The sequence below is a fragment of the Thermaerobacter subterraneus DSM 13965 genome (assembly GCF_000183545.2).
In the GTDB taxonomy this organism is placed as follows: domain Bacteria; phylum Bacillota; class Sulfobacillia; order Thermaerobacterales; family Thermaerobacteraceae; genus Thermaerobacter; species Thermaerobacter subterraneus.
In genome coordinates this window covers 1142787-1158746 of record NZ_JH976535.1, presented here as the reverse complement: position 1 = coordinate 1158746, position 15960 = coordinate 1142787, and the positions used below count along the sequence as shown (strand labels likewise).

Below are 15960 nucleotides of genomic sequence, written 5' to 3'. Positions count from 1 at the left end.
CACCACGCCTGTTGGTGTGAGTGATCATACCTGAGCCTTCCTCATGCTGATTGCTACTTCGCGAAATCTTTCGAGGTTCCTTCGCACGCCTGCAATAGTCAACTCTTCACTTTCGTACCCAGGTCGCCTTACTCCTTCGTTAGTCATGCGCCAATAATCACTGAGGCCGCTAAAATACCGATGAATGTTGTATGTATCAGGGTTAAGCCACATAGGCGACATCGGATCAATTGTGATAAAGCCCGCATACAATGTTAGGCGGTCGCACCCATATACACTTACGATGTCACGAGTTAATCGCAATGTCTCTTGCCAGGTGGTCTCCGTTTCCCACGGCAGATTCGCGGCAAAGAAGACTTGTAGTTCAAATGTGGCTTTGGACAAAGTCCGCAATAGTTCAAGTAGCTCCTCATTCTTAAAGAATTTGCTGGGGAAATTGCGCTTTCGCACGACTTCGCATCCCGATTCCGGAGAAATGGCAATATCTGACCTCTCTGCGTCGAAAACCGTGTGCAATTGGCTAATGACGAACGTCGCCGTTAACCGCCAGAACTCATGGTACAAGCCCACTTTGAGACCGCGAGCCAGCAGACCACGCAAAAGATCCTCTCGGCCGGGGAACGGCAGTGTAAAAATGTCGTGTGAGAAAGCAACTTGTTCTACGCCCAGTTCATAAAGGCGCTCTATGTCTGACAAGATCCGGCCAACATCCCTAAACAACGGGCGACGAAGTCCGCACAGGTTTTCATGCACAGATTGTCCACCGCCACACATAATGCAGTTATAGAAGCACCCTCGCGCTGTTTCCAACCAGTACCTGGACTTTTGCATTGGGGAGTATCCACTAATCCCAGTTTTGTAGTATGCTTGCCAATTGTGTAGCCAGTCAATGGTTACAAAGTCCAATTCGTTGAATAGTGTGGGTGACGTTGCTGCCAAACGAGGTGAGCGGCATATAGTATTGTCGTTCCAATACACTGCATTTGGTATTCTAGCAAAGTCTCGGTCGCCGTGACACGCTAGTTCTGCAAGCTGGAGCACTGCGTCTTCCGCGTCGCCACGAATAACAACGTCAATTGACGGGCATAGCCGAAGCACGTCCTCCGCAAAAATACTCGCTGTCATGCCACCCACGACGACTATGCTGTCTTCCCAAAGAGTACGTGCGAGGGATGCGGCCTCAAACGCGCCAGCGGTATGCATATACCAATGCAAATCAATGAGCACTAAATCCTGCCTCGGAAGGGAAGCCAAGAAGCGTGCCAGATCAAAACTAGAGGATAAGGACCGTTCCATTGCGGCATTGACTCCGCATACACTCCATCCCCGTTCACGCAGCAGGTTGACTAAAGCGACAGCCCCCATCGGCATAATGGCGTACATAGACGATCGCCCATTCATCCCAGGGTGGATGTATAAAGCCCTCATATCCCAAATGCCCCCGTGTGGGTTAAGGTCCAAAAAGGATCCCTTGCCGGCGTTTGCAAAGTATCGTCACGATCGGAGGTCGTTGGATCCGTCCCTCCCGTACGACGGGGTGAGAGCTATTCTCCGGCAGTGGTAGGGGTCACTCCCGAACGGTCGCGGGGTACTCCGGCATCACTTCCGTCCGGGGTGGTGCCCCGCCAAACAAGCCGCCTCGCTTCTTCTCCCGCAGCCGGTAGCCGCCCGGAGGTTGATAACATGGCTGCCGTGGAGCGCCGGTCGAGGATCGCCGTGCTAATCCCTCAGGCACCCAGCGCGTCGTCCGCTCCGCAAAGCCCTTGCTGCTCGTCAGGATGATGCTGCCCCGTTTCCTGCGACAGCTGCGGCTAGGCCTCCGCCACAAAAAGGCGATGATGGAACGCACAACTGGCCCGCCGCGTGCCGGCACGCCGATGATACGCGGGACGACATAGCTCAGGTCTACGTGCAGCGGATCGCTTCCATCGCGCGTGCAACACGCAGGCGCAGCATGGGGTCCAATGGGTACCACGGCTACTCGTAATGTACAACGGCTCGGCCCGATCATCTAACAAAATCCAGTACAATCGAGGCGGCTCAATCACGATGCCTGGGGCATTCATCGTACTATGGAGAAACCGTAGGACTTACCGTGCCCTAGTACGCGGGGCCGGACCCCGCCAGCGACCATTCCTTACAGCCAGCTAAAACACCCTGACTACCGCGACTGAGCCTCGAGCGTTTCCACGGCATCCCACACCTTCGAACACCGCGGATCACCATTGAGGTAGCCACCGTTTGCCCAGCGTGCGGTAATAAGGCATCCCCCTCTGCAAATGTCAAACATCTCGCAAGTCCGGCATGCAACAGACGCATAATCCTCCCTTCTAGTCTTTCGAAATGGACCGAACGCAGCAGAGTCATGCCACAGAACTAATAGTTTATTGGCCAAGAGATTGCCAACAACATGCTCCGAGTGACCAACTGTAAACGGGCACGGACTTAAGTCACCCGTGGGCGACACTTGGATTGCCGTTTTACCTGCGGAACACATACTGTACAGCCTAAAACGAATGCCTTGCAGCGGTCCCGTATAATAGTCGTTTGGTCGCTCGTGCGGAAAGGCCTCGTATTCAATTCGAATTTTCGCCGTTCTTTCTAGCAATTTGGCCCTTTCAACAATAGTCCGATATTCCGCCGGGGTCATTGCAAGGTCGAAAAACCGTACATGGCTGCACCATGGACCCGCAAAGATGTTTTGAATCGACAGCGACTTTACCCCCAATTCCTCAAGCCATTCAACAAACTGTTCCAAGTAGGCCATATTGGATCGCAAAGCTACAGTTTGAATACCAACCGGCACGCCGTGCTGGATCATCTTTTCGATATTGGCCACACATTGCTGAAACGCTCCGCGCGCATTCACTAAGTCATTGTGAACGGTTGGAACGTGCGCTTCCAACGAGACCCCTACGTAACATTGCATCGCAGCGAGTCGTTCCATTTGTTCGCTGGATAATGAGATGCTGCCATTCGTGATGACGCCAACGATGCATCCGTTTTCATAAGCTTTTTCCAAAATAGAAATGGTCAACTCAATATCTAGAAATGGCTCCATACCCCCGATATTAATCACGTTGACACCCGCGTGTATCAATTCGTCCGTTATAGCGAGCCACTCTTCACACGACAATTTCCTCTTTTCTTGTTGGGCCATCAATCCGAAATCAAGAAAGCAGAATGAGCACCGCTGATTACATCTCCCGTTGATAAATAGGTTTGCAGCTAACGGAGCGTAGAAATAAGGCCTATCGCGATGATGGCGTACATGCGTCACTGCGTCCGTATCACCAGGCAAGGCCGGTGTACGGCGGTATACGTCTTCAAGTACCACTATATTTTCCTCCGCCAGTCTTGTCAGCGCATCCTCAAATTGTTCTCTGCTGATGCGACCTGGATGAGTAACCGCATTTAGTCGATTGTAAAGCAGATCCCTCGTAGCACTTTCCACAAAGATTAAATGGATCAAATCTGCTACCAAGCCTCGAAAAACGGTGTACTTGCGCTCTCGACGGTGAAAGAGGTATGCCTCGTCCTTGAACCGGTTAAAGGTATATTCCTTGTAGTTGAACGCTACGTGCTGCCCGACGCGCATCATGGTTGTCCCTCCCCTCATGGTTTATAGTTCAAGCAGGTGTTAACTCCAGCTGTTACGAAGTGTCGTTACGGCCGGCAGAGCGCCAATTCCGCCTCCGCGTGCAACAGCCTGTGTGAGACGGACTTGTCCGGTAGGGCCTGGAGGTTGGCTTCACTGGAATAACCGGCGCCGGCGGCAAGTTCCCAGGGGTAGCGCCCCGTGTTCGGCTCGACTTGCTCCAGCTGGCGCACCAAATGGGGTGCGTCGCCGCCCTGGTTCGTCAGGTCCGCCGTTACGATCACGCGCGTCTCCGCTTCGACGGTCAGTTGAGCGTTGCACCCCTGGATGAAGGCCTTGTCGGCGCTGCGTATGATTCGCGACTCGCGGTCTGCAAAGTTGATCGGGTCCTTGTCCGCCGGGCGTGGTTCAGTAGCGGCCTGCTTGCGGCGGGAGCGACGCCCCTTCCTGGCTGCCTCCGCTTCCCGCGCCGCTTCCTTGGCTTCGGCCGCGGCCCGGGCCCGCTGCTCCAGCCGGGCCTTGCCCGCCTGAATCGCCTTCAGCCGCTCTTCCACCGTCGCCACCTCGGGCGGCAACCGCCACCCGCTGTCCAGTCCAGGCCGAGTTCCGCACCCTCCGCCCGATCATTGGCCTCGAGCTCTTCCAAGTAGCCTCGGAGCGCTTCGGCCACCTTTTTCTAATTTGCCTGGACCAACAATCGCCACACCCGCGGGCAGCGCACGTCACCTGCCGTCTCTCGTCCAGCAATGACTCGCGAAATAGAGCCGCTGCCACCGCCACAGACTGATACATGCACGCACTCTCGGCATGGAGAGTAAGAAATAGTTGGCCTCTTCCTACGCTGTTGCATTTCTGTAGAGTGCCAAACATCATACAACGTCTTCTCACGCAAATTTCCAACCGGCTCGCTTATACCGTTTAGCAGTACGGGACCCGGAAATACCTGCCCATCAGACATCACTTCTAAACTAGTTAGACCGTCCACAACTGGCCACAAATACTTGTCAAGTCCACTCTCGTTGGGTATAGGCTCGTCATTGTATGCGAACAGATATGTTCCTTTGGGGAAGATATAGAACGAATCGCTATAGTGCCGCCGCAACTCGTTCAATTCCTCGGCAATTGGCCGAACGTCCTCAGGCGGCATAGCGATTGCCACATACTCCTCTAGAGACATATGCGAGCCAGGAAACATGTTATTTACATAGAAACCATTGGCTCCCAACTCGCGTGCCATGCGCACGAGCCCAATTACATCGTCTTTCGTCGTGAACCGAGTCAGGACCATTTGCACTGCTGTTCTGACTCCAGCCCGTGTTAGCCTCTTAAGTGTATGCACTGCCCTATGCCAAGCACCGGTCGCTTGCGTTACAAAATCATGTACCTCTGGCTTAGAAGAATGAATCGAGACGATTACATCGACTCCCGGTCGTGATAAAAGCGAGAGTGTATAATCATCCGGGGCGATGGTACCGTTAGTCGTTATGCTGATTAAGAACCGATTGTAGTAATGTTCTATAGCGTAACGGATCGCCTGTTGGTCAAGAAAGGGTTCCCCGCCCAAGAAGTTTACGCACATTACACCTGCTTCTGCGCAGTCGCTAAGCGCTTTGGCGAGTAAGGTTCGTTCCATCACGTTGGGGCCATATTGCTGCCGCGTATCGGCCGAGAGATAGCAGAATTTGCAATTTAGGTTGCACCTGGTTGTTGTATAGAGATTGACTTCGAACGGTGCAGTCAGATAATCAGGGTTCAACATATCAAATGTAGAAACGACGTCGTGTATTTCCGATGATTCTATTATACGATACGTATCAACCAAGTCCGCTTCGAGAAGCTGCCGGTGAACGAGAGACTGAATTGTTGTTCTACTATCATTGCCGAACCAGGTTACAAGATCGTCGAGTTGTCTCGGCGCTCTAATGCAAAGTTCCACTATTGTGGCAGCAGGTCGATTAAGGTAGAGCACACGATCTTCACCGGTCTTGTCTACGGCCAGCGCTCCAAAGTATTCACGCCGAATCAACCAGCGGTCCCCGAAGGACAAGATCACGCTTTCACCTCCTTAAGCGCGGTGGAGATGATCGTTTCTATGGCGATGAAAGGCCTACCCCTTCACGCCATGGGGCGTACGAAGACCACCGCGCAATGATTAGGATCTAGGTGTTGAGTCGCTGGGCGTGGCGCCCGCAAAGTCCTAGCACCCGCGGACGTAATTTGGTCGCTTCTGGGACGGCCACTCCTGGTGATGGTCCCAGGTTACCGTCGCCAGGGGCGGGACGGAAACAAGTCCAAGGCCGCGGCTAAGACGTGAAGCGAGGAATCCAACGTATTTATTGGCGAAACAGCGATCAATCACGATGTCGGACCCAAACATACAGGTGGACCTGTTAACGGCCGAAGGCAGTATCAACGGGCAATGATTGCCATGGATGCAGCCGTGGTACCGCCTTCTGCTTGGACCCAGTAAACGCAGATATCTTTTGGCGTGAATAATGGCCGTGCGGGCCCCCATCCTCGGTAGATTTGCGCCCCTGTAATGAGCCTGTTGCACGGAACAACTCGGACGTCGCTCGCGCACGATATCTAGGGCATATGCATTGAGACCGACACCACATCTGGTATATAATTTCCGGATTCTGGGTTCGTGAAACAGGCTCTAATGTGTCCATTAATCCTCAGAGAGGTAGGGCGGGGGGGCACTCAAAATGCCCCCCTCACTACCGTCATTTCCAGCTACATCCCGCACCTCGTGGCATCACTGCGTCCTTGGTAACATCCATACGGATCTCCACAACCTCAGGCACCTCGTCTAGGAAGTGGTCCCGGGGTGACTGAGGTGCGGTAGGCTGGCGTTCCTCCTGTGGGCTAGTAGAAACGTTGGCCACCTTCCTCACCTCCCCGCGGGTGACATAGTGTTGCGCCCTTCCGAGCGCGAATTCCCTATTCGCCGACCAATGAAAAAGTCCTTCCGAGGAGTAGCGGCGTGTTGTCGATATAATTCGACATAATTCGCGCCGTCAAGTGCATGGTAAGGCATGCAGGCAAGGTCCTTTAACTTATCGACATGCCTCGACATTGCGTTCATATTTGGAGGCAGGTCGCAGCTCGCATTCGCACTGCACCGGCGAGCGCAACAACGAGCGCGATACGCGCGAAATCCTGCACCCGACGTCCGTCCGCTCACTTCTTTCACCGCCCCCCCTGCAAGACTTCATCCTAGTGAGCGGGGACCGAAAATGCCGGCTGCTTCCGAGGGGGTGTCGTCCCCGTCGAGTACCGGCACACCTAAAGCCAGGAGCAGCCCACCAATCAGCAGCCCGGACACCCACTTGCCCCGCACCATCCCACCTCCCCTGCCCCCGTTCCGTCAGGGTTCAACGCGGTACGTATTCGGCACGCCGATGAAATGCCGCTGATTCACGGTGCACACCGGCAGGCCGGTCTGCTCGGCCAGCGCCCGAAGCCTTGCGTCGCCGTAGGTGTCGGACGCACCTGTGGCCCATAGCTCAAGCGCCTTCAGGACGACGTGTTTGCCTTCCACGTGGACGGTCTCCAGGGCGATGATGGCGCTCAAGTAGTCCGCCACGGCCTTCCGGTCCTGCCGGAACACATGGCGGTAGAGTGCATAGGTTAGCTCGTGGATGGTCACCGGGTGCAGGTACCCTTCCGCCGTCCCTTCCTGCCTGCAGTGCCGCAAGCAGCGCCCGGCATCGGTCGGCATGGGCGTCTCGGAAGAAGGGATGGATGAAGAGGTTTGCATCGAGCCAACCCAGCTGCACCCGCTCAGTGTCCACGGGCAGCTGCCGCCTCCCGCTCGGCTGTGCCGAGGAGCCCCCTCTCCATGACGTCCCGCGACACGTCCTCGGCCACCGCATCCCAGAGGTTTGCTGGTACGGGCCCGTCGACCTGGTACTTGTCGAAGAATGCATCCAGCGAGCGCGACGTCCGGATCACCCGGAACCGCCCCTCGTCCGGGCCCTGCACCTCAAACAACAACACGTCCCCAGGCCGGATCCCCAACGCTTCCCGGACCTCCACCGGGATCGTTACTTGACCTCGCGTCTGCACGCGTCCAAGACCCATCGCCGCTCCTCCTCCCTTCCTGCCTGAACCTATCCCAGCATACACCTCCCGCCTCCGGAGCCTGTTTCACTGATCCTGACGAGATCAGAACTGGGGGAACGTACCGGGTCGATTCGGCCATGTCCCGTGGGCTGACGGTCAGGACGGGGTAGGCCGGCGGCCCGGTCGTTACCCTTCTACGCCAACGCGGCCGCCATCCAACCAAAGGGTGAGGATGCGGACCCCTTCGTTACCTTCCGCCAGAGCTTCAGCAAGTTATGGGTCAAGCAGAGCAGCTTCCACTCGCTGTTACACGCCGCCAGACCGCGACGCAGGAACCGGTCGGCGCCTCGCACGGTCTTGATCTGCCCGAACACCGGCTCCACGGTCTGGCTGCGCTTGGCGTAGATCGCCTGCCCTCGCCGGGTCCGCAGCTTGCGTTCCATCCGCTCCCGCAGGCTCAGCCCCTTGGGGATGCGGCCTCGCGGAGGGGGTGTGTCCTTCCAGGCTTGGCGCTGCTTCCACTCTTTACTCGTCGCCAGGAACAGTTCCGGCCCATCCGCCGGTGCCTGCTTCACGTTCGCCTCGCTCCAGTACCCCGCGTCGGCGACGACGGCCCGGATGGGCTTGTCCACGCCCGCTGCCCGCAGGTTGGCTTGCGCCTGCTGGAGCATCGGGTGGAGTTGGCCCACGTCGTTGGCGTCCTGCGTCACCGCCGCGGCCACGATGAGCTGGTCTTCGGTCACCACCGCCTGGGCGTTGTACCCTTGCACAAAGCCCTGCCGGGTCTTCATGATCCGGCTGTCCGGATCCGTGATGTTGGCCTTCGCCGCCGGATCCACCGAGGGATCCGGCGCCTTCGGCTTGCGCCCCCGCCGCTTCTTGCCGGTCGCCTGCTCCTGGGCTTTCCGCTCCTCGATGCGGGCCTGCTGCCGGGCGGCTTCCCGGGCCGCCTCGTCCTCCAGCCGCCGCTTGCATGCCTTCAGCCGCTCCAGCCGGCTCGCACGGTGGCGCAGCTCCTCCGGCAACTCGTCCCCACGACGCCCGGAGCCGTACCGCTCATCTTCTTCCCGGTCCGTGGCCGCCGCCTCCCGGAGCATCTTCTCCACTTCCTGGCGAATCGCATCGTAGGTTCGGTTGGCCGCCAGCGAGGCGTTGGCCTTGACTTTCGTCCCGTCCAGTGCCACCACGCCGACCTTCACGAGCCCCGCCTCCCGGCACAGCCGCAGCACCTGGGTGAACAGCGCGGCCAGCTCCCGCTCGTGGCGCTGGCGGAAGCGGGCAATGGTCACGTGATCCGGCTTCTGGTTGGCGGTGATCACCCGGAAGGCCACGTCCTCGAGGCACAGTCGCTCGATCCGCCGGCTGGACCGCTCGCCGACGCAGTAGGCGTACAGCAGGAGCGTCACCATCATGGCGGGGTCGTAGCTCTCCCCGCCCCATCCGTCGGCGCGGTACTTGCTCCGAAACGCCCGCAGGTCCATCTGCTCGACGGCGTCGATCAGAAACCAGGCCAGGTGATCCTCAGGCAGCCAGTCGCGAAGGCTCGGTGGGAGCAGGTACAGTTGGTCACGGTTCACCGGGCGAAAGTTGTAGGCCATAGGGACACCTCGGGCGATGGCGAATGCGAACCAATGGCCTCACTTAAACCCACGTGGGTGCAATCCTGTGGAAATACCTGGGTTCGTGAAACAGGCTCTTCACCGAAGGACGTAGGTCGCCAGGAGCCGCTGCACGTAGTAGATGTCCAGGTCGCGGTGGAAGGTCTTGACCAGCGGCTCCCGGCTACCCGCCAGCCAGATCTTGAGCTCGGCCTCCAGATCCAGGTGGCCCGCCGTCTCCACGGCAAACCGGTTGATGCTTCGGTACGGGATGGACAGGTACTCCACCTTCTTGCCGGTGAGCCCCTGCTTGTCGACCAGGATGAGGCGCTTGTTCGTGAAGATGAAGAGATCACGGATCACCTGGTAGGCGGCCTCGATCCGCTCCCCTTCCGCCAGGAGGACGCGGTATTCCTGTTGAACCCGCTCCAGGTCGGCTTCCCCGGCGTGGCCCATCATGCGGCCGATCCAGCTCACGGGCGGCTCCCTCCCCGCGGCGTGCCCCGGGCCGCGCCCCGTCAGCCCCGCCGCCGGCACCGGCTGCGGACTCGGTCCCGCACAGCCGGGTTCGTTTCTTATACACTAAACGTATACGGCAAGGGGCCGGGGCTTGACCGGCAAGATGCCCGCATCACCGGACGGGTCTGCCCTCGCCACCGGCCATGCCCCGCCCCGGGAAGGAGTGCCCATGCGAATCCGGCCCGGTCAGGTCGTTTGCCACCCCGAGCTGCCTCTCCGCGGTCTGGTGCTGGCGGTCCGCACCAACCCCGCCTGCCTGATGCCCGTGGTGGTCGTCCGCTGGGAGAACGGCGTGGTGGAAGAGCTCGATGCCCTGCGCTGGGGTCCCCTGGAGGACGCCCCGGACGAGGAGGACCCGCACGGCGGCTGACCGCCCGGCGCGCCGCCCGCGCCGCCGCCATACCCCGCAGCCAAGGCCCACCGGACCTCGCCCCGGCAGGGCTCGGAATGGCCCGGTCGAGGCACCCTTCGGCAGCATGTCCTCGTGTGACGGCCATCACGGCACCGGCCCCGGGCGATCTCCTAGTCTAAAAGCGACATCCGAACCGGGACGGACCTGGCGCCGCCGGGCCGCCACGGCCGCACCCGGCGCACCAGGCAGGAAAGGGAGGCAATTCCCATGGGCGTGCGCGTCTCCCGCTGGACCCTCCCCTATTTCACCGCCGCCCTGGCCTGCTTCGCCGTCGCCCAGGGGGTCCTGGCCCTTGGCTGGGCCTACCCGGAGGCAGGCCTCGGGGCTCCGTCCACCCTGGCCGTGGTCCACCTCCTGACCATCGGCTGGCTGAGCCTTTTGATCCTGGGCGCCCTGCAGCAGTTCGTGCCCGTCATCACCGAGCGCTCCCTGGCCAGCGACACCGCGGCGGCCTGGGCTTTGGGCCTCATCCTGACCGGCCTGGCGGGCATGGTGCTGGGCTTTATGGCGTTGCCGGGCGGCCCGCTGGCCGGCAGCCCGGCTTCGGACCCGGGCCCGGCCGGCGGGTCACTGGCCGTGGCGGCGCCTGCGCCGGCCCTGCGCGGCGGGCTCCTGGTGGCGGCGTTGCCCGCGGGGGGCACCCTGGTGCTGGCCGGCTTCACCGTCGCCGCCGTCAACCTGGCCATCGGCCTCTGGCGGGCCCGGCCCCTGGTCCTGCCGGCGCGCTTCGTGGCGGTGGGCCTCGCCTTTCTCCTCCTGACGGGCGGGCTGGGGGTCAGCCTGGCTCTGGTCCTGGCCCTTCCGGACGTCGCCGGCCGCCACTTGTCGCCCGCTCTTGCGGCCCAGCTGCTGGCCCGCGGGCTCCCCCTGCACATGGCGGCGGGCCTTGGCGGCTGGTTCACCCTGACGGCCATGGGCGTCGCCTACAAGCTGCTCAGCATGTTCACCCTGGCGCCGGAAGAACGCGGCCCCGTGGGGCGCTGGGTCCTGCGCCTGGCCGGCGCGGGCCTGGCCGTCGCCTGGCTGGGCGGCCTGGCATCGTTGCTGCGGGCCGGAGCCGGCGCCACCGGCCCGGCGGGGGCCGGGACGCCGGATCCGGCGGGCGCCGGCATCCCGGCGCCCGGCGCCCCAGGTCTCCCAGGGACGGATGCGCTGGCAACCGGACTGGCAGGCCTGGCCACCACCGGCTGGGTCGCCGCCGGCGCGGGGGTGCTGCTCTACCTGTGGGACATGCGGCGCCTGTACCGGCAGCGCCGGCGGCAGGCGCTGGAACTCAACGCCCGGTACGCCCCCATCGCCTTCGGGGCGCTGGCTGCGGGTGTGGTGTTGATGGCCGCCGGCGCCGTGCTGGGCCGGCTGGCCGGCCTGGCCCCGGCACTGGTGTACCTGTTGCTCTTCGGCTGGCTCTCCGGCCTGGGGCTCACCCAGCTCTACAAGATCGTTCCGTTCCTCACCTGGCTGGAGAGGTTCGGGCCCCGCCTCGGGCGCGGCCCGGCCGTCCGGGTGCAGGACCTGGTCAACGAGGACCGCGCCCGGCCCTGGTTCTGGCTTTACTTTGCGGCGGTGGCCGCGGCCACCGCGGCGGCCCTGGCCGGCTGGGCCGGTCTCTGGCGGGCCATGACCGGCCTGACCCTGGTGAGCACGCTGGTCATCGCCCTGGAGCTCTGGCGGGCGCGCCGGGCCGACCCCAAGCCGCAGGCCGCGCCGGTGCCACCCCCCTGGCTCGGGCAGCGCGGGCGGGCCGGCGCCGCGGGCCGGGTTCCACCAGGGGGAAGCGGCAGCCTGTCGCCGGTTCGTCCCGGTGAGGGCGCCGTGCAAGGGAGGTGAAGGGTGTGGCGGAGCCCATGGTGACGGAGGACGACATCCGCGAAGCCTTGATGGACGTCATCGACCCCGAACTGGGGTTCAACATCGTCGACCTGGGTCTGATCTACGGCATTACCGTGGAAGACGGCAAGGTCCACATCGTGATGACCATGACCACCCCGGGCTGCCCGGCCACCAACTACCTGCAGGAAGGCACGCGGGAACGGGCGCTGGCGGTCCCCGGGGTCAAGGAGGTTGACGTCCAGGTGGTCTGGTCGCCGCCGTGGACGCCCGACCTGATGAGCGACCGGGCCAAGCGGTTCTTCGGCTTGATCGAAGGCTAGCCGCTGCCGGTGGCGGCCGGTGACCGGGACGGGATCCCGGATTCGGCACCCGGGCACCGTGGCGGCCTGCCGGGTCGCCAGAGCAGGCTGCTCGGCTGCTCGGACAGTGCTCAGACCGCGCCCCGCCGGCCGGCCGAACCCGCCTTCGGCGGCGCCCCCGGCAATTCGAAAACGCGGGCCGGGTCTTCGGGGGCCCGGCCCGCGTGGTGCTCGCGCCGCCTGGGAGCGACCCCGCCAGCCTCCCGCCGCCTATTCCGGCCGCCAGAAGGTGACCCGCCAGGCCCCGTCCGGTTGCCGCTCCGCCCGGTGCTCGAACCCCTTGCGCTTCATCACCCAGTAGAGGGGCACGGGCTCGAACCCGACGATCAGCACGAAGGGCTGGCCTGGCTTGAGGCGTGCCACGTTGGCCATGATGTCCCGGAAGGGCTCCTGACGGCGGGCGAAATAGGGCCGGACGTCCATGACCAGCGGCTCCACGCCCGCGCCAGCCGCCGACGTCCCGGGATCCTGCTCCTTGCCGCCCGCTGCGGGCTGTCCGGCAGGGTCAGCCGGTTCGGCCGAACCCGGCACCTCCTGGGCGGGCGGCTCGCTCCCCGCCGGCAGGGCGGCCGCATCCTGCGGACCCGGTGCCGCGCCGGCCCGCCAGATGCGGATGATCACCGATCCGTCGTCCTGTTCTGCCATGGCGTATTCGAAACCGCGCTCGTCCAGGTGGGGCAGGAGGAACATGGGCTTGCGGTCGTTGTGGGCCTGCAGCACCTGGCCGGGCTCCAGGCGGTCCAGAGCGGACAGGATCCGCACCATGGGTTCGGGCGGCTGCAGCCCGCGGTTGTCCAGCTGAAGCGCCGGTTCGGCCGGAGAGGGCGGCAACCGCAGGCCCTCGCGCGCGATCCCGCCCGGCGCAGCCTGCCCGTTCGGCGAAGCCTCCGTGCCGCCCGCCGCCCCTGGGCGTTCCCCGGCAGGTCCGGCCCGGCCGGCACCCTTGCCCCTGCGGAAGAACATGCTCCCACCTCCTCGTCTCCTTGGAACGTCTCCTCAGGGCGATGGTGCCCGATCGCGGGGTCCGCCGGCTGTGATGCCCGTCACCGGGCGCCGTAAGGAGGTGACGCCGTCCGGTAGTGACCGTGCGGCCGGTCCCCGCCCGGGGTCCTGCCGCCGGGCGGTCCCGCCACCGGGCGTGGCGGCGGGACGCTCCCACGGCGGCGGGCCCCAGCGGTCACGGCCCACACCGCGCTGGCCGGCCCCCGGGACGGCACGCCCCACGGCCCGAGGCCCGTTGCCCCGCCGTGCCCCGTCGCCCCGCCGCGCGGCTGCCGCCGGCGGTGACGGCCGTCACAGCCCGGCCGGTCCGCCTTGGGGCAGGGTAGAAGCGAAGGGAACACGGAGGTGACGGATGATGCCGGTCCCCACGCAGATCGCCGGCCCTGAGCGGCTTGCCCGGGGGCCCGCACCCGCCCCGGCAGGTCGCCCGTCCCCCGCTAGCCAGGATGAGGTGCGATCCCTGACTGTCGCCGCCCAACCCGCTTCCCCGGCGGCCCCGCCCATGCAGCGCCCGGCGGTCCCGGACAGGGAGGCCGGGGACGGGGCGGTCGGGGCCGGCGCGGCCGCAGAGACGGCACCGGCCGACTCCCTGCTGGGACGCTACGTCAACCGCTACCTGCTTCCCCGGGTGGCGCTGACGGTCATCAGCCTGGCCTCGCTGGTCGGTGTTTACCTGACCCTGCGCATGCAGGGCATGCCGCCCTGGCTGGTCGTGCCGCGCTGGGCGGGCCTGGTCGGGCTTGGCATTCTGGCCGGCGGCACCATGTGGTGGTCGCGCTTCGTCGTGCCCCGGGACACCCAGCCCGCCGCCGTGGCCCGGCTGGCGGCCGCCCAGGCCCGCCACTACCGGCCGCTGATGGCGGGAGGACTGGTGGCGGCGCTGGCCGGCGGCGGGTTCTGGGCCGCCTGGGTCGGCCCGGTGGCCGCCGCCCGCGGTTGGGTCGGGCTCTGGCTGCTCGTCGTCGCGCTCTACGGCGGCCTGGTCGCTGCCACGCTGGCGCTGTCACGCCTGCCCGACGACGAGGCCCTGGCGGCACGCCGCCAGGCGCTGGCCGTCCTCTGGTCCGCCACCGCCCTCCTGGTTGCCATGGGCCTTCTGGACGCGGCCCTGACCTTCGGCACCTGGTGGCCGGCCTGGGTCCTGCGCCCCCTTCACCTGGGGGCCTTCGGCCTGTGGCTGGGCGGGGCGGTGTGGAACATCTTCGTCGCCGTGCCCGCCGCCCGGGACGAGCTGGCCTTTGCCACGGTGGCCGCCTCGGCCACCCAGCTGGAACGCTTCCGCAAGCGGGTCCGGGTCTTCCTGCCCCTGCTGCTGGCGACCGGCCTTGCCCAGGCGGCCGCCTATGCCGGGTGGAACCCCTTGGCCTGGCCCGGGAACTGGGTGGGTCGCCTGGCCCTGGTCAAGCTGGGGCTGGTGGCGGCCCTCTTCGTCATCTTCATCACCTGCCCCCTGTGGCGCGCCTGCTCGCCGATCAAGGGGATGTGCGATCTGGAGGAACTGGCCGGTCCAACGGCTGGAACGAGCCGGGGCCGTGCCTTGCGCCGGCGGGGTGAAGCGGGCCGTCCAGCCGCCGCCTCCCTGCCCGGGGCGGCCGCGGCCGCCCCGGTACGGCGTCTCGACCGGCGCGGCGCCGGTTGTGCCGGGTTCGTCCACGTGGAAGAAGCCCTGGCCGGCATGGCGCCGGGCGAGGTGCTGGAGCTCTTGAGTTCCGATCCCATCTCCTGGTGGGAACTGCCGGCCTGGCTGGAAGTCCACGGGCACCGGCTGCTCTTCCGCGAGCGAAGGCGCATCTGGCCCTGGCGGTATTTCCGGTTCCTCATCCAGCGGGGGGCGGGAACGTCGCCGGGTCGTCACGCAGCCAGGTAGCCAGGTCGCGGCGTCGCGAGGTCGCGAGGCCGCCAAGCGGCAACGTGGCAACCTGGCGCGGTGGCCACCGTAGCAGCGTGGCCCTGGTCACAGGAGGCTATGGAAACCCGGCGCGAGCCGGGCACGCGGAAACCGGGGCGCGAGGACGGCCCCACAGGACGCCGGGCCTTGTGGTGGAACGGGACGGGGGGAGACGACCGTGCTGTGGCAACCCCGCCAGGCCGAACACGGCCCAGAGGCGCCGGGAAGCGAGGCGGCCCGAGAGGACATCGCCGGCGGCCACAAGGACGCCGGCCGCAGCCGCCGGGAACCAGGGGACGGAGCCGGGCGGCCCATCCAGCCATCCCTACAAGGCAGACGCCCGGCGGCCGGCGTGGGCCGGTCGATCGCCACCCCCCGCTCCGGCAGCCCCGGGGCGCCAGCGGGGCCGGCTGCTCCAGCGGTTGAAGCGGGTAGCGGGCGGGCGCCAACCGGCCCGGCCCTGCCCTCCCGGGAGGCTCCGGTGGTCCCGCCCCTGGTTCGCCTGTTCGTCCAGGCCTTGCGCGAGCTGGACGCCGCCGGGGAACCGGAGCGGGCCTGCATGATGGCAGCCCAGGCCTGGTCCCTGCTGCGCCACGACTTCCCCCGGGAAGCGCAGCGCCTCAACGGCCTGCTCCACGCCCTGACCGGTGCGACCCACCCCCGTCACGCCGGCCATTGAGATGGGA

The 15960-nt window shown here is 64.3% G+C and carries 13 protein-coding genes and 1 pseudogene; 5 read left to right on the top strand and 9 right to left on the bottom strand.

All coding sequences use genetic code 11. The annotated features are described in order from the left end of the window. Nucleotides 1-24: 24 nt before the first annotated feature. The 8 genes and pseudogenes from THESUDRAFT_RS12790 to THESUDRAFT_RS04795 all read right to left on the bottom strand — a co-directional run bounded on the left by THESUDRAFT_RS12790 (nucleotide 25) and on the right by THESUDRAFT_RS04795 (nucleotide 9741). Nucleotides 25-1428, bottom strand: coding sequence for a B12-binding domain-containing radical SAM protein (locus THESUDRAFT_RS12790; RefSeq protein WP_006903619.1), 1404 nt, complete (start codon nucleotides 1426-1428; stop codon nucleotides 25-27). A 733-nt stretch (nucleotides 1429-2161) separates the two neighbouring features. After that, entirely contained in the window at nucleotides 2162-3601 is a 1440-nt protein-coding gene (locus tag THESUDRAFT_RS12785; RefSeq protein ID WP_006903618.1) for a radical SAM/SPASM domain-containing protein, read from the bottom strand. A 116-nt stretch (nucleotides 3602-3717) separates the two neighbouring features. Next, nucleotides 3718-4256 (bottom strand): annotated as a pseudogene (locus tag THESUDRAFT_RS04815) (IS5/IS1182 family transposase); the annotation flags it as partial. Nucleotides 4257-4274: 18 nt separating this feature from the next. Further along, the gene (locus THESUDRAFT_RS13295; protein WP_006903616.1) at nucleotides 4275-5651 is read right to left on the bottom strand and encodes a radical SAM/SPASM domain-containing protein; all 1377 of its coding nucleotides are present in this window, start codon (nucleotides 5649-5651) and stop codon (nucleotides 4275-4277) included. Between the two features lie 1317 nt (nucleotides 5652-6968). Further along, nucleotides 6969-7250 carry a PIN domain-containing protein gene (locus THESUDRAFT_RS04810; RefSeq protein ID WP_040826283.1) on the bottom strand — a complete coding sequence of 94 codons (282 nt, stop codon included), beginning with the start codon at nucleotides 7248-7250 and terminating at the stop codon, nucleotides 6969-6971. A 134-nt stretch (nucleotides 7251-7384) separates the two neighbouring features. Then, entirely contained in the window at nucleotides 7385-7684 is a 300-nt protein-coding gene (locus THESUDRAFT_RS12160) for an AbrB/MazE/SpoVT family DNA-binding domain-containing protein (protein ID WP_006903613.1), read from the bottom strand. A gap of 176 nt (nucleotides 7685-7860) precedes the next feature. After that, the gene (locus tag THESUDRAFT_RS04800; protein ID WP_006903612.1) at nucleotides 7861-9264 is read right to left on the bottom strand and encodes an IS1182 family transposase; all 1404 of its coding nucleotides are present in this window, start codon (nucleotides 9262-9264) and stop codon (nucleotides 7861-7863) included. Nucleotides 9265-9363: 99 nt separating this feature from the next. Further along, a complete protein-coding gene (locus THESUDRAFT_RS04795) occupies nucleotides 9364-9741 on the bottom strand; it encodes a PH domain-containing protein (protein WP_006903610.1) in 378 nt (125 codons plus the stop codon). A 211-nt stretch (nucleotides 9742-9952) separates the two neighbouring features. Between THESUDRAFT_RS04795 and THESUDRAFT_RS04790 the strand changes: the two genes are divergently transcribed. The 3 genes from THESUDRAFT_RS04790 (at nucleotide 9953) to THESUDRAFT_RS04780 (ending at nucleotide 12345) form a co-directional block, all read left to right on the top strand. Next, nucleotides 9953-10153 (top strand): hypothetical protein, encoded by a 201-nt coding sequence (locus tag THESUDRAFT_RS04790; RefSeq protein WP_006903609.1) that lies wholly within the window; start codon nucleotides 9953-9955, stop codon nucleotides 10151-10153. A gap of 249 nt (nucleotides 10154-10402) precedes the next feature. Continuing rightward, nucleotides 10403-12022: a hypothetical protein gene (locus THESUDRAFT_RS04785; protein WP_006903608.1), complete on the top strand. Its 1620-nt coding sequence runs from the start codon at nucleotides 10403-10405 to the stop codon at nucleotides 12020-12022. 5 nt (nucleotides 12023-12027) lie between these two features. Next, nucleotides 12028-12345, top strand: coding sequence for a metal-sulfur cluster assembly factor (locus THESUDRAFT_RS04780; protein ID WP_006903607.1), 318 nt, complete (start codon nucleotides 12028-12030; stop codon nucleotides 12343-12345). Nucleotides 12346-12594: 249 nt separating this feature from the next. On the opposite strand, the gene THESUDRAFT_RS12155 is transcribed toward THESUDRAFT_RS04780, so the two are convergent. Next, complete coding sequence (locus THESUDRAFT_RS12155; protein WP_006903606.1) at nucleotides 12595-13347, bottom strand: DUF2249 domain-containing protein; 753 nt, start codon at nucleotides 13345-13347, stop codon at nucleotides 12595-12597. Between the two features lie 490 nt (nucleotides 13348-13837). Here THESUDRAFT_RS12155 and THESUDRAFT_RS04770 point away from each other — a divergent pair, with 490 nt between their 5' ends. Together THESUDRAFT_RS04770 and THESUDRAFT_RS04765 are read left to right on the top strand one after the other, a co-directional pair. After that, nucleotides 13838-15253: a sulfurtransferase TusA family protein gene (locus THESUDRAFT_RS04770; RefSeq protein ID WP_156821720.1), complete on the top strand. Its 1416-nt coding sequence runs from the start codon at nucleotides 13838-13840 to the stop codon at nucleotides 15251-15253. 502 nt (nucleotides 15254-15755) lie between these two features. Further along, nucleotides 15756-15953 (top strand): hypothetical protein, encoded by a 198-nt coding sequence (locus tag THESUDRAFT_RS04765; RefSeq protein WP_006903604.1) that lies wholly within the window; start codon nucleotides 15756-15758, stop codon nucleotides 15951-15953. Nucleotides 15954-15960: the final 7 nt, after the last annotated feature.